This window comes from Leptospira fainei serovar Hurstbridge str. BUT 6 (assembly GCF_000306235.2).
Lineage (GTDB): Bacteria > Spirochaetota > Leptospiria > Leptospirales > Leptospiraceae > Leptospira_B > Leptospira_B fainei.
Genome location: NZ_AKWZ02000010.1, coordinates 143,834 through 157,606, shown reverse-complemented (window position 1 = coordinate 157,606; position 13,773 = coordinate 143,834). Strand labels below are relative to the sequence as shown.

The 13,773-nt window shown below is 44.7% G+C and carries 14 protein-coding genes and 1 pseudogene; 5 read left to right on the top strand and 10 right to left on the bottom strand.

Annotated features, from left to right (window positions below):
* Position 1 precedes the first annotated feature (1 nt).
* Positions 2 to 552: pseudogene (locus LEP1GSC058_RS09775) on the bottom strand (hypothetical protein).
* On the opposite strand from LEP1GSC058_RS09775, the gene LEP1GSC058_RS09770 reads away from it, so the two are divergent.
* The 4 genes from LEP1GSC058_RS09770 to LEP1GSC058_RS09755 all read left to right on the top strand — a co-directional run bounded on the left by LEP1GSC058_RS09770 (position 542) and on the right by LEP1GSC058_RS09755 (position 6,018).
* On the top strand, positions 542 to 1,774 hold the full coding sequence (locus tag LEP1GSC058_RS09770) for an alpha/beta fold hydrolase (protein WP_039948269.1): 1,233 nt from the start codon (positions 542 to 544) through the stop codon (positions 1,772 to 1,774). The pseudogene LEP1GSC058_RS09775 and the gene LEP1GSC058_RS09770 overlap by 11 nt on opposite strands.
* Positions 1,775 to 1,994: 220 nt before the next feature.
* Positions 1,995 to 3,848 carry a SpoIIE family protein phosphatase gene (locus LEP1GSC058_RS09765; protein ID WP_016549997.1) on the top strand — a complete coding sequence of 618 codons (1,854 nt, stop codon included), beginning with the start codon at positions 1,995 to 1,997 and terminating at the stop codon, positions 3,846 to 3,848.
* Positions 3,849 to 3,901: 53 nt separating this feature from the next.
* Positions 3,902 to 5,263, top strand: a complete 1,362-nt coding sequence (locus tag LEP1GSC058_RS09760) for an ammonium transporter (RefSeq protein ID WP_016550344.1) — start codon at positions 3,902 to 3,904, stop codon at positions 5,261 to 5,263.
* Positions 5,264 to 5,349: 86 nt separating this feature from the next.
* Positions 5,350 to 6,018: an LIC11874 family lipoprotein gene (locus LEP1GSC058_RS09755; RefSeq protein WP_016549404.1), complete on the top strand. Its 669-nt coding sequence runs from the start codon at positions 5,350 to 5,352 to the stop codon at positions 6,016 to 6,018.
* 45 nt (positions 6,019 to 6,063) lie between these two features.
* Here LEP1GSC058_RS09755 and LEP1GSC058_RS09750 read toward each other — a convergent pair whose 3' ends face one another.
* The 7 genes from LEP1GSC058_RS09750 to LEP1GSC058_RS09720 are packed head-to-tail and all read right to left on the bottom strand — an operon-like array spanning position 6,064 to position 11,266.
* On the bottom strand, positions 6,064 to 6,681 hold the full coding sequence (locus LEP1GSC058_RS09750; protein ID WP_016550589.1) for a hypothetical protein: 618 nt from the start codon (positions 6,679 to 6,681) through the stop codon (positions 6,064 to 6,066).
* Positions 6,678 to 7,094, bottom strand: coding sequence for a zinc ribbon domain-containing protein (locus LEP1GSC058_RS09745; protein WP_016549574.1), 417 nt, complete (start codon positions 7,092 to 7,094; stop codon positions 6,678 to 6,680). The genes LEP1GSC058_RS09750 and LEP1GSC058_RS09745 overlap by 4 nt, the downstream gene beginning before the upstream one ends.
* Positions 7,095 to 7,646, bottom strand: coding sequence for a cytochrome c-type biogenesis protein CcmH (locus LEP1GSC058_RS09740; protein WP_016550898.1), 552 nt, complete (start codon positions 7,644 to 7,646; stop codon positions 7,095 to 7,097).
* Positions 7,643 to 9,826, bottom strand: coding sequence for a heme lyase CcmF/NrfE family subunit (locus LEP1GSC058_RS09735; protein WP_016549936.1), 2,184 nt, complete (start codon positions 9,824 to 9,826; stop codon positions 7,643 to 7,645). Before LEP1GSC058_RS09735 ends, LEP1GSC058_RS09740 begins: the two co-directional genes overlap by 4 nt.
* A gap of 10 nt (positions 9,827 to 9,836) precedes the next feature.
* Complete coding sequence (locus LEP1GSC058_RS09730; RefSeq protein ID WP_016549939.1) at positions 9,837 to 10,250, bottom strand: cytochrome c maturation protein CcmE domain-containing protein; 414 nt, start codon at positions 10,248 to 10,250, stop codon at positions 9,837 to 9,839.
* Positions 10,251 to 10,265: 15 nt separating this feature from the next.
* On the bottom strand, positions 10,266 to 11,084 hold the full coding sequence (locus LEP1GSC058_RS09725) for a YdcF family protein (RefSeq protein WP_016550608.1): 819 nt from the start codon (positions 11,082 to 11,084) through the stop codon (positions 10,266 to 10,268).
* Between the two features lie 2 nt (positions 11,085 to 11,086).
* Entirely contained in the window at positions 11,087 to 11,266 is a 180-nt protein-coding gene (locus LEP1GSC058_RS09720) for a tautomerase family protein (protein ID WP_016550441.1), read from the bottom strand.
* Between the two features lie 145 nt (positions 11,267 to 11,411).
* Between LEP1GSC058_RS09720 and LEP1GSC058_RS09715 the strand changes: the two genes are divergently transcribed.
* Positions 11,412 to 11,948, top strand: a complete 537-nt coding sequence (locus LEP1GSC058_RS09715; RefSeq protein ID WP_016549505.1) for an Mpo1 family 2-hydroxy fatty acid dioxygenase — start codon at positions 11,412 to 11,414, stop codon at positions 11,946 to 11,948.
* A gap of 55 nt (positions 11,949 to 12,003) precedes the next feature.
* Here LEP1GSC058_RS09715 and LEP1GSC058_RS09710 read toward each other — a convergent pair whose 3' ends face one another.
* A complete protein-coding gene (locus LEP1GSC058_RS09710; protein ID WP_016549929.1) occupies positions 12,004 to 12,786 on the bottom strand; it encodes a helix-turn-helix domain-containing protein in 783 nt (260 codons plus the stop codon).
* Positions 12,783 to 13,628, bottom strand: coding sequence for an alpha/beta fold hydrolase (locus LEP1GSC058_RS09705; RefSeq protein WP_039948538.1), 846 nt, complete (start codon positions 13,626 to 13,628; stop codon positions 12,783 to 12,785). Before LEP1GSC058_RS09705 ends, LEP1GSC058_RS09710 begins: the two co-directional genes overlap by 4 nt.
* Positions 13,629 to 13,773 lie beyond the last annotated feature (145 nt).

Below are 13,773 nucleotides of genomic sequence, written 5' to 3'. Positions count from 1 at the left end.
TTTACTCGATGACTCGAATGGAACTGACGACGGCGGTAAGATGTTCCGCCAATTCCTCCGTCGGTTCTTCGTCCCCGTTATAGGTCACGAGTATCATCTTATTTTTTGCGGCGACTAAATAGACCATCCAATGTCTTCCGTCTTCTTTTAAGAATTCGCAGGCGATGATTTTTCCGCCCTCGTTGTTCTCGAAAAATGCGGCTTTATCCGATTCGTATACGATACTATGCGTGGCCAAATATCGCTCTAATTCCTCTTCTGCATTGAAACTTCCGCCTTTATTTTCGAACGCATAAACTTGCATTGCGCCGGCGCCATTTTCTTCAAAGAAGGCAGGAATTCCTTCGATCACGATTTGCTGCCAATGACCTGGAATCACCATGGTATACCAGCCGGAGGGAGAACGGTAAAATTTGTAATCTAACTTACGATCCATGAGTCGGAAAAACAATCCGTTGCCATTATATCCGTGCGAAAATTCAGGGCAAGCATGTTCGGGAAGACTTGACACTTCCTTTTTTGCCGGAGAACCTTTCGGATCGTGATTGCAATTTTAAAAAACCGCAGAGGCCCGCTTTACCTGGTAACCACTTTTTTGGCCATTGTCGTGTTCGCAGTGTTTGCCTCGTCTCTCGCGATCCTCTTTTCCCTTTTCCTGATTGCGATTTTAATCTCTTATCCTTTTCTTTTGGATTGGATTTCCCGTTTGTACGGTCAGGAGGACATTGCGGATGAAGTCCACTTCGCGCGTACAAAGGACGGTTGGAATATCGCAATGCATAGACATATTCCGCCGCAGCCTAATAGCGAATTAGCTCCCGTAATCGTCGTGCATGGAATTGCGACGAATAAGTACGTAATCGATTTAGATAAACGACATTCGCTTCCCTATTTTTTAAAGCTAAGAGGATACGAAGTGTTCTCGATTTCGTTACGCGGAGCGGGTTCTTCCTATCACGAGAGCCGAAGCGGATATGAGGATTTTACCTTTGATGATATGGCAAAATATGACGTTCCTGCAGTCATTGCAAAAGTTATTGCCCTGACGGGAAGTCAAAGAGTGAGTTGGATCGGCCATTCAATGGGAGCTATGATACTATATGCTTTCTTCGGGATTTGCGATAAATCGGATAAGGAAAAAATAGCCGCTTTCGTATCGCTTGGAGGCCCGGGAAATCTGAATCATTTAGGACTCAGCCTGATCGGATTATTATCCCGGTTTCCTCGAGCGCGTCGGGTTCTGGATCTAAAGTTCGGTGCATCAATGCTCGCACCGATCGCGGGAGAAATTTTTACTCCGATCGACGAGATTCTTTACAACCCCAAAGCCACGAAGCCGAAGACGGTTAAAAAAGTGATGAAAAACGCGATCGAGAATATCAGCGAGGGCGTAATCGAGCAACTCATGTCTTGGATTGAAACCAAGCGAATGATCTCCTTAAACGGGTTTTACGATTATATCGAATTACAGAAGGAAATTACCGTCCCAAGCTTGTTCGTTGCCGGATTAAAGGATGCGATTGCAACTCCGGAGGCTGTGAAATTCGTTTATGATCGGGCTGGGGCAAAGATTAAGGAATTCTTGGTCGTCTCGAAGGAGAATGGGGCTTCCGAGGATTATGGCCACGGCTGTCTTATGTTAGCTGAAAAAGCGGAAGATGATCTCTTTCCAAAGATTGAAACATTTCTTCGGGCATATGGAACCCGAAAAAAAATAGGCTGGATAGGAAAAATTCGCCGAAATTTGCGGATGCAATTTCAAAAACTTCGATAAGGATATGATAGATTCTTCCTTAAATATCAACATCCTTTCTCTTTAATAACCATTTCCCTTTCTTGTTATAAATGGGATGTGCTTATTTTATATACATTTCATAAAAATATACCTATCAAATAGGCAATAATCGCAGAACTGACAACTTGGTACGCTAATTGCATATTGTTCAAAAAGAACCAAGCGAATCTTCGAAAAATCCGATTCGTAGGGGTCGACTATGATAGAACTCAAATTTGGGCAGAGAAAGGTAGTTAATTTTCGCGGAGCGAGGAAAGTCGTCGGGGGATTAACGGAGAAGAACAAGATTGATATCCTCTTGTATATCAGTAAGGAATTCGCAAATGCGGATAAAGAAGAGGATCTTTACGATATCGTAATCAGTCTGTGCAAAGATATTTTTGAATGCGATAATACAACGCTTCGCGTGTGGAAAGACAAGTTTCTCGTGCCGGTGCGCTTTATACAAGAGACGGAGCCTCCGCGACGTAGATTAACACAGGACGAAGGATATTCCGGTTTCACGTTTAAAACTAGAATGCCTTTGCTGATTCAGGATCTAAGCCATCATCAGGAATATATCGACGAGGGGGAAACCACGCGCGCCGTTATGTGCGTGCCTATTATGTACAAGGAAGATTGCCTTGGGACCATTGCAGTGGAATCGAATACCGAATTCTTCTACCGCGAAGATGACTTGGAAATTCTGGAGGCATTAGGATCGCAATTAGCGCTCGCAATTACCAGTGTTCGTTTGATCCAGGGGCTCGTTCATGCGAATGAAAGAGAGGCACAGATCCTGAAACAATTGGAATGGGACATGCGCATGGGCCGTAATGTTCAAAGTCAAATTGTGGAAACGAATATTCTCGCTTGGAACGGTTTGCATTTCGGAACGCATTACGAGCCGATGACCGAAGTTTCCGGCGATTATTTTAACGTGGTCCGCCAAGGAAACTCGATTACCGCAATCATCGTGGACGTGTCCGGCCACGGAATTCCCGCGGCGCTAGTCACTATGTCGATCCACTATCAGTTTCAACGATGTACGTCTCTCGGCATGGGTTTAGGTGAAATGTTAACCGAATTAGGAGAATCGGTTAGACCGCAACTTCCTGACGGAACGTACTTTACCGCGTTTGTTCTGAAAGTTTATAGCGATTATACTTATTCCTATGTGAATGCGGCCCACCAAAAAATGCTTCACTTCCATAATTCGACCGGACGAGTCGAGGAGCTGGACACGGCCGGGGTTCCGTTGGGAATCTTCGAAGTGGAGCGCAGTAATTTTGAGGAAAAACACGGTCGCATACTACCCGGCGATATCTTATTTCTTCCGACGGACGGCATCGTCGAGCAAAAGAACGATCAACGTCAAGAGCTCGGGAATCAAAGGTTCATCGAATGGATTCGCCAGGAAAAAGCGACGATCGAAGAGCAGAGAGATAAGATCTTTATCGGAGACTTAGTAGGTTCTCTTATCGGAAGATTTAAGAGATATAAAGGCGACGTACGAACAGGGGACGACGTTTCATTATTGGCGCTTCAATGTAATCCGGAATTAGGAAAAGCTAAAACGATGCTTTCGTTAGCAAAAGCGGCGGCTAAGGCCAAGAAGGACCAGATGGCTTATGAAAAAGCCTTAGAGGTCTTTTCTATGGACGAATCGCTTAAGGATAGTTTGGTTTTACTCGGTAAGATGTATTACAGGGATAGGAACTTCGAAAAAAGCGTTCAGTTTCTGGAGAAATATATTCGGACTAGCGGAGAAGAGTCGGAGCATATTCAATATTTGCTAGGTAGGGCATATTACGAATTAGGAAATATTCCGGAGGCCAAGAAAGCGTTAAAGAGATCTTTGGCGATCGACCATACGTACGCTAAATCCAGCCTCCGCCTGGCGCGTTGCTATTTGAAAGAGAACGAAACTCCGAAAGCGATCAAAGTTCTTCAACAAGGTATGAAGAGCGCTCCTACGAACGAGTATCTTAAAATTTCTCTGAAGAAATTAGAGGAGCTTGTTCGAAGAAAAGGAGAGGAGGATCTCGTGGAAGAGAAACGCGCAGCCGTTTAATCGAAACGCGGACAGGAATGATTTTTAGAGAGAAAAAGGAGACTTAAAACAATATGCGCATAATGGCAATACTAATACTCGCGCTTACCGCGAGCGGACTTTGGGCGGACGGACCCGCCGAAGCTGCTCCCCCGGATAATGCAGCACTAAACACAATGATCACGACATTGAGAACGGAGACAAACTGGTTATGGACCGCGATTGCGGCGTTCCTTGTCTACTTCATGCAGGCCGGATTTGCGTTGGTCGAAGCCGGGTTTACTCGTGCAAAGAACACGGTAAATATTTTAATGAAGAACTTTATGGATTTTGCTTTAGGCTCTCTCGCTTATTGGCTGATCGGATTTTCCATAATGTTCGGACCTCAGCTCCTTACCGGTTTCGGAATAGGAATCCCGGGAATTGCGGACGGCCTGATCGTTAAAGGGGGTAAACCCGATGCAGGAAGTTTCACATTCTTCATCTTTCAGTTAGTATTCGCCGGAACTGCAGCGACGATCGTTTCAGGAGCGATGGCCGAGCGGACTAAGTTTATTGCGTACGTCATCTTTTCCATCGTAATATCCGCGGTTATTTATCCTGTTTTCGGTTCGACTGCTTGGGCCGGTCTATTCGGTTTGAATAAAGGGTATCTCGAAGGCAAAGGCTTTATAGACTTTGCGGGTTCTACCGTAGTTCACTCGGTCGGAGGTTGGGCGGGCCTCGCCGGTGCACTTGTTCTTGGTCCTCGGATCGGAAAATACCAAGACGGAAAAGTTGTGCCGATTCTCGGACATAATATGACGATCGCCGCGTTGGGCGTATTTATTCTGTGGTTAGGTTGGTTCGGATTTAATCCGGGTTCTACCACTTCGGTTACCGGAGGACTTTTCGCAATCATAGCTGTTACCACGAACTTTGCGGCAGCCGCAGGTGCGATCGCGGCTATGACCACCACTTGGGTTATTTTTAAGAAACCGGATATTGGATTAACTTTAAACGGAGCACTTGCTGGTCTCGTGGCGATTACATCTCCTTGCGCGAACGTTAGCATCTCTTCCGCGGTAGTTATCGGTTTGGTCGCAGGAGTCTTAGTCGTATTCAGTGTTCTCTTCTTCGATAAAATCAAACTTGACGATCCGGTCGGTGCGGTTTCCGTTCACGGAGTCTGCGGAGTATGGGGAACCGTCGCTGCAGGATTGTTTGCCGAGGAAGCTTACGGCGGAATCAACGGATTCTTTTTCGGTGGTGGATTTGATCCTGTGATCGTGCAATTCACCGGAGCTCTTATGGCTTTCATTTGGGCTTTTGGCGCTTCTTCGTTACTCTTCCTTGCCCTGAAATATACGATCGGTCTCCGAGTCTCCGAAGACGAGGAAATTCAAGGTTTGGATATTCTCGAGCACGGTAACGAGGCGTATCCGGTTTCTAAATAATCTAAAATCGAAAAGCCCCCGTATTTGCCCTGCGGGGGTGGCCTTTTCCCGTTGACGGAATCCGCACCTTCCTCTCGAATGAAGGTATGACCTTGGGAAAACTTCCCTTAAAACGCTTCATTCCGATATTCTGCTTCCTTCTTACAGGTTGCTTCGATTATGAAGAAATCCTTACAATCAACCCGGATCTTTCCGGAACCCTTGAGGTCACCTATATCGTTCCCACTAAAAAGAAGTCGGACGAATCGTTGATAAAATTTCTCCCGACTCGTCGCGACGAAATTTTAAGCCGTTTGAATAAGGGTTTTTTCTCCAAAAGCGTCGTACTAAAAGATTATACGTTTCAGAAGTTGGAAAGTCCGGAAGCTGAGCCCGGTGCGTTCCGTGAAAAAGCCAAAGTCGCTTATAAAGTGGAATTTGCGGATGTGACTCAAATCGAAGGAATTCTGATCGGAAACGTTCAGATTAAGAAGGAAAAAGCCAGGACCATCTATATTAAACGCGAATTTCCTTCGATTACTCGGACAGCCGATTCAATGCAAATGGACGGGGAAAAAAAAGTATTTAGCGAAACATTGAGATTAATCCGTACTAACTCGATGCTTTTCCGGGTAAATTTTCCGATTACTTCCATCTGCACTTCCAATCGCGGAGAAGTGAACCTGGGCCGCTTAAGCTATAGGCTTCCGTTATCGGATACGATAGAAAAATCCGGAAACAAATCTTGGGATTATAGGATTACTTTAGTTTATTAAGCGAATGGAATGAGAATATAATCATTCGTCGCTATCTTCGAATATTCAGTTTATCTCGAATTCGTAAATTTTACCCTGCGGAGAGGTCGCCCTGATTCTTTTTCCGGCGATCGAATTCTGTTTTGAAAACATTAAGAGAAATTTATATGTATGTTCGGTTTCAGTTTGAACCGAAGGCTCATAGCGTGACGAATATCCGTAATAAAAAGGGTAAGATCCCAATGTGGTAATCGGGTAGACCGCCGGAGTCGAGTTTTTTGATTTTATATTAAATAGAAAAACGTAATATGACCAAGTTTTAATCGGAGATTGTCCGCTCAAATCGAATCGGAAAGAGAGAAATTCCGGCAACAATCGAGTTTCGGGAATTAATTCGAAAAGAAAATATTCAGCATCGGCGATTTTCAAGGAAGAAATCTCATCCCATTGCTTACGGCCGTCTTTAGGTAGACGGGCGCTTAAATCGTTCTTTAGGTCTTTCCGCAATTCGTCCAAATCATCCTGTAAGACCTTATAAGCTCGTACTACGTATCTTTGGCCGTAGAAGTAGGTTTCTTCCGAAATTCTAGTTTCTCCGATACTTTTTAGCTCTCTGCCGGTGCAAGAAAACAATATCAGAATTAGAAACGATATTAAAAAGGGGAGCATCCTCGCATGCATCATACCATGAGACGTGTACCGCATTCAGGGCAGAATTTAGCGCCGACCAATTCGATTTTAAAGCCGCATTGGTGGCAGTATTTCTGAGCCGGAACGAGGTTCGATGCGACCGGTTGTCGATTAATGTCGACGGTTTTTCGCTCGCTCCATGCTTTGATTTCTTGATCCTGCTCTTCAAGTTCGTGCACGATTCCCGAGGAAATGGATTTGAATTCGGGATCGGTAAGTTTGCCGGTATCGAACTCGATTTTTAAATCCTTTAAGTTTTCCAATAAGACTTCTCGTCTATTGACTAACTCTCGCCTTTCGGTTTCCAACTCGAGATCGTCGCCCGGTTTTGCTAGACGTACATACAAAAACGGAGCCAAAACTAATGCGGATAGAAGTATATAAAAGAAGATTAGTAAATAATCCATTTACTTTTGCTTCTCCTCGATTTCGGAAAGGTACTTGTGAAATGCCGCATCTTCGTTCGGGCCTATAACTGAAATCGCTTTAGGCGTCATTCTTCTTTTTAAGTAGAGAAAGATCAGAAGAATGCCCAAAGCGCCTGCCATGGCTATGCTGACATCGATCCAAGTCGAATCCGGTTTCGCTAAAATATCCGGTCCGAATCCGTAAACGACACTTTGTGCCATCCCAGTGTTTCCAGTCTCGATGAACTTTGCAATGATCGGATCTTTCACGGCTTCCGGTCCGAACCCTTTTACCATTTTGTCCACGATCGTATCGGCGCTTTCGCCGGTACGAATCCTGTTTTCGATGAAGACCTTAAGTTTTGCAGAGACAGTGCAATTATTAAACGAACAACTTTTTATCGCGATGGAAGGGATGCAAATGCATCGAATACGATTGGTCACATCGTGAAATGTCCGAATTTCCTCAGGGTTCGTCAGATTCGTGAAAGTAGATTCCGCAAACAGGACGGAACTAAGTAAAAAAAAGATCGGAATTGAAACGAGTTTCATGGCCGATTTTCTCCGATCGGTAAGAGTATCAAAAGTCCCGACAGAAAGAACATTAGAGAACCCGCCCAGATGAACTTCACCATCGGATTGATCCAAACTTCAAGATTCGCAACGATTTGTCTGGGAAATCTAAGATACTGCTCCGACTTAATGTTCGAATCCCTAGTAAAAAAGAAATTCATAAACAACCTTGGTAAGTCCGGATTTTCGTCGGAAAGATCGGCGTGCTCGATCGCGCCTAATTGTATATAAAGATCTTCTTTCGGAGTCGAAGCGATCGAGGGTTCGCTTGTAGGAATATGAGTTTCGAAATCTCCGCTCAAATGCGAGATTTGAGGATAGAACCGTCTTTCGGTCACCATAGTAGCAAACTCTTTCAGTTGTCGTTTCACCTCGAACGTGGCCTCGTGAGATACGATAACGTTCCTATGACTGATGCCTTCGGAAGGGTCTCCATTAATGATCGGTTTGATTTTAAGGCTGCTTGCCGCTATGATATAATCACCGAGCACGGCTGTATCCTGGCTAGAATAGACGATCTCGTTAGCGCGAGGGAGTTCCAGAAAATAAAAGAATTTAACGGACGTATTTTGTTTAAACGCGTTTCCCGCCAAACCTATGAATAGAATAACCATCGAAAGGTGGACTAAATATCCACCGTAACGTCTCTTATTCTTCAATAGCATTCTTACGCCGGCGATTAAATAGCCTTCTTTGGGATAAGAAGCCTTGCGAGCCATAATGCCTTTATGATATTCTTGGGCGATGCCTGCGATAGTAAATACGCCCAAACCGATCGTAAGGACGCTATATACTTCTCCCAACACGTCTCCCAGACTATAGTCGCTAATCGAATAATTGCGGGAATAATAGAATATATAAGCCCCGGCTCCGAGAACCCCTGCGATCAAAGGTTTGAATAAAGTCGTAAAGAATATTTTATCCGCACCTTTACGCCAGGCCAAGAGAGGAGCGGAACCCATTAATAAGAGTAATAGAATTCCCGAAGGAACTCCCCAGGAATTAAACCAAGGAGCTTTGAATTCTCTTCCGTAAAGAAGCGGAGAGAATACGCCTAATAAGATCGATAATGTCGCGATAACTAACAGAAAATTATTGAGCAGGAAGCTTCCTTCCTTGGAAGTCATGGCTTCTAGATTTCGTTCGGGAACGAGTTTGCTTCTTCTATATATTAAAAAACCAATATAGACCGAAAAGCTTAATCCGATATAGATGATAAAAGGCGTTCCGATCGTGGATTTTGAGAAGGAGTGCGGCCCTTCCAAGACTCCGCTTCGAGTGATCCAGGTTCCGAGAAGACAAAAATGGAACGCTAGAATAATCAGAAACATATTCCAAAATTTCAGCATTCCTCTTCGTTCTTGAATGATCATCGAATGTAGAAAGGCCGTGGAGAGCAGCCATGGCATAAGACTTGCATTTTCCACCGGATCCCAAGCCCAATATCCCCCCCAACCTAACTCTTCGTAAGCCCATTTTGAACCGAGGAGGATTCCGGTGCCTAGGAAAAACCAAGAGAAAATACTCCAGCGACGGACGAAGCGAAACCAGTTTTCCGAGAGTTTGCCGGTAATCAATGCCGAAGTCGCTATCGAGAAGGGGATCGCAAAACTCACGTAACCTACGTATAAGATAGGAGGGTGTATGATCATCGCCCAGTGTTGCAGCAGAGGGTTTAATCCTCTGCCTGCGACGGCGGCGGGCTGAAATTCGCGGAACGGCTGAGCGTCAGGAAAGAAGATCGCAAGAAAAGAGAAAAAGCAAGCGATTACGCTTAGGTTTAAATTCATTACCGGTACTCGGTCGTTGATTAGATGCCGGGTTTGCCATAACACGATAAAAGTGAAAAATGACAATAGAAGATTCCAGAACAACAGGGACCCGGACGAGCCCGACCAAACGGAAGTCATCTTGTAAAAGAGCGGTAGATGCTCGCTCGAATGCATTACGACGTAATAATTATTGAGATCGGTGCGAATAAGCTGGACGACTAACACGAGGAAGGCGAGCAGGATGACTCCGAAATTCGCCATTAAAGTATATCGCCCTAATTCGATTCCTTGCGAATCGTTTCGAAAAATTCCGTAGGAAGTTTGGATGATGGAAAAAATTAGGAGGGAAAAGGAAGTGATGAGGCAAAGTGCTCCGAAGTCGTTCATGATTTCCCGCTTAGTATTCTTCTGCGGAAGCTTCTTTGTCCGAATATCCCGCTTCGTATTTGGAGGCGCATTTTGCTTCCACTCTATCCGCGACTAGCACTCCGTTTTTCCAAATTCCGTCCACTCGCGCACGAGTACCTTCTTTAAAGGCGTCGGGTAAAAGAGTCGCGCCCGTAAAGAAAACCGGAACTTCCTTATCGTTGAGCTGCAGGATAAACTTAGCGGTTTTACCTTCGCGAATCACTGTGCCGGGTTTGACGAATCCGCGAACCCTTAGTAGTTCGTCGGAATCGTAATTGGACGGGTGAGCGGCGAGTTCGGAAGCATCTAGGAGAATGTAAGAAGTCTCCTTAGAGGAAAAAAATGCGATGGCTCCCAATGAAAGAGCGATGGTTCCTGCGAGGATTACAAATTTTACGTTCATCTGTTCAAACTAAGTCTAGTCCTTAGACCAAGGAAACACCAGCCGGAGGGGAAGAAAAGTGGAAATACTATCTCTCGCCTCGTAAACGAGCAGTCCGATTCTCTCTTTCCAGACCGTGCTCGTAAGGGAAAGAGTGTGAGCGGAAGGGACAAAAGAATCCAGGGTCAGAACCTTGACTTGCGAATAGTAATCCGTCGGCCATGGAATCACTTTTAGGCCGGTTTTTCCAAAAACACGAAGGGATCTTTCCATATGGAAGGCGGAGGTGATTAAAATCATCGATTTCCAACCTCTTTTACGAAAGATCTCCGCAGTAAACTCCGCATTTTCCTTAGTGTTGCGGCTTTCGCTCTCGAACAGTAACGCGGATTTAGGTACTCCTAGGGAGGATAGGAAAATCTCCGCAGCCTCGGATTCCTTTCGGGCTTGAAACATTAGATTTCCTGACCCGCCAGTAAAAACGATTATAGGCGCCTTATGCTCTCGATAAAGAATAACTGCATCGGTCATTCTTTCCGACGCGGAACTCAATTGAGGCCGATCTCCGTAAAGAGCTAAATTGTCGATCGCTCCTCCAAGGACAACGATTGCGTCCGCCGTAGAAAGAGTCTTAATTGCAACAGGCGGATATTTTTCTTCCAAACCGGTTACTAACCATTGTGAGAAAGAATTAGTAGAGCAAATCCATAAAAGGATCAACGGAAGACAAATCGAAAGTTTTTGCTTTTTCTTCGGTAAGCGCAAACCGGCGATAAACGCCAATAATAGACAAACGGGTAAAGGAAAGAGGAAAATTCCGGCAAGTTTTGAGAGAATAAAAAAAAGGGTATCCATCTCTACTCGAGTAGCTTGCCGCCCGCGGCCCAATTCTCCCGAGAAACCTCGTCGATGACTATATAGGTCGTTTCCGGGGGTTTAGCGGCGACCTTCCTTAACGTTTCCGTAAATTCTTTTACGATCGTTTGCTTTTGCTCCTTTGTTAAAGGACCTGCAACTTTTACGTTCACATAGGGCATAATCGAAACCTTTTCCTAGTATTTTGAATCTTTATTTCGAACAAGTATTCTGCAATGGATTTTTTTCTTAAAACGGCAGATTCGTTCAAGTCGGTTACCTTCGATCAAGCTATACTTCGATTATCTTCGGAAAGGAGTTTTTATTATGAGATTTGCCAAGGAAATGGTCTTTTATTCCGCCTATCACCAGGAAAAACGAAATATTTTGGTACACATCGTAGGTGTTCCTACGATTACATTCACACTATTTCTGGTTTTAAGCAGATTTTCATTACTGACAGTCTGGGGTTTCGATATTACCGCCGCTACCGTATTTGCCGCCGTCGTATTGGCGTATTATTTTACTCTGGATTTCATTTTCGCTCTCGCTTCCGCAATCGTATTCGGATCATTATTGTCCATTGCACATTATTTGACCGCTTCTCTGGAAGCTTCGACAGCTTGGACCGTATTTGCGATAGCACAGTTGGTAGGTTGGGGAGCGCAGTTTTACGGACACTTTATTTTTGAGAAGAGTCGTCCGGCCCTCTTCGATAACCTATTTCAGGCAATCGTCTCCGCTCCGATATTCGTCGTAGCAGACGTCTTTTTTGAATTAGGTTTTCGTAAAGATGTTCAGGAAGAGGTCCGTAAAGAATTGGCCGCTCAAGGAAAGCTTAAGGATTTCCGTACGGCTCATTAAACCCTCGCTTTTCGAAGAGCGAATCCGGAGGCCATTTCAACCTCCGGATTTTCGCTTAAACGCAGAACGTGACTTTAACCGAGCTGTTCGACCCTAAGAATCGGGATGGTTGCACGCCGAACATTTTTTTGAACGTCCTGCTTAAATGAGCCTGATCGGCAAACCCTGCCGCGTGCGCCGCCTCGGTTAAATTTCCTCCTTCCTTTAATAAGTAAGCTGCCTCTTGAAGGCGGAGCCAAAGCTGGTATTGCCTAACGGGTAGTCCAAGTTGCTCTTTGAATAAATGCATAAATCTTGTTTCGGAAAAACCGGATTCTTTTGCGAGTTCCGGAACGGATACGGATCCTGGAAGGGATGCCTTCATTCTTTTAGTTGCGGAGAGTATTCTCGGGTCCAAGGATACTTTCGTCGGTTTCTCCGCTCCTACCGCGGAAAGAATATCTTCGAATAACGATTTAGCCTGAGAACAATCAAGTTGTCCCTCTATTAATTTGCGGCAATCGTCAATGACGGGTTTGAGATCGGAATTCGGTATTTCATGAATTCCTGTTTTTCCGAAACGGGCGGCAATCGGCGCATAATCGGTGCTATGAGGATCCAGTTGAACAACGATGATATCGGATTCCTGTGCAAGAAGAGTGTGATGAAAATTAGGAGCTAGCACGGCCGCCTGATAGGATTTCTTTTCTCCTTTTTTCATCTCCACGAAAAAAGGTAAGGAAATTGAAATCAATATGGATACCGCATAATGAGCGTGCGCGTCGGCGACCAAGCCCCGATTCGCAAATAAAATTCTCCCTTCAAAGTAGAAAAGCGCGCCCGTTTTGTTATCCGTCATGGAGGCATTTCCATACTAAGAATTCTTTCGATTCTATCCCAGGTTCTTTCCGGTTCTTCGAAAGGAAAAAAATGGGTCGTGTTCTTCCAAATTTCGAGAGTCGATTCGGGATTTCCGTTAACGATTCTTTTCGCCGCTTTCGGCGTGCAGACCTCGTATTTTTCGGGAATAGTGATATGAGTCGGGACTTTGATTTTTCCGTACTGATATAAACTCAGAAAATTAACCGAGTTGAATATTTTCGCTTCCACTTCCGGCGGACATCTTAGATATACTTTTCCGTTTTCCTGCCGAAAGCAGCTCTTGAGATAATCGTCGAAAATTTCCGCATTCCATTTTGAAAATGCCGGATTCCTTCTATATGCTTTTCGAATCAGATCGATGCTCGCAAATTCTCTTCTTCTCGCTAGAGCGCTTTTCGAGAGAGGATTGCCGAAAGTCCAAGCGTATAGAATAAACGGAAGGTTTAAGATTACCGGATCCATCGCTATAATTTTCCGAAAGTGGGAAGGGCTATGGTAAGAAGAAAGAAGAAGACTCGCTCCTCCTAAAGAATGACCGATTCCTATACAATTTCTTAGATTTTCCGCCTCGATCAAAGCGAGAATTTGGTCTCGGAAAAAAAACCAATTTTTCCAATCTAGGCTCGGCTCCGATTCTCCATGGCCGCAAAAATCAAGAGCGAGAACCCGAAATTTTTTCGAAAGTCTTTCGATATAATAAGAATAGCAGCCGGCGCTATAACCGTTTGCATGCGCGATTATGATGGGAGAAGCCTCTTTGCGGCCGGCATCCAGATAGGAGAGGTCGAGTCCTCTAAACCGAAAGGATTTTCTATCTATTCGCGATTTGCCCTTGATCTTTCTCATACTTTCCTTTGGATGGACGATGAAAGTCGGAACCGATTCCGCTTCTTGCGTCTATGGAAGATTCTTCAACCTTCTTCTTGCGGCGTTCTAGGGAAAGAAAAATTGATCTTGGGAGACT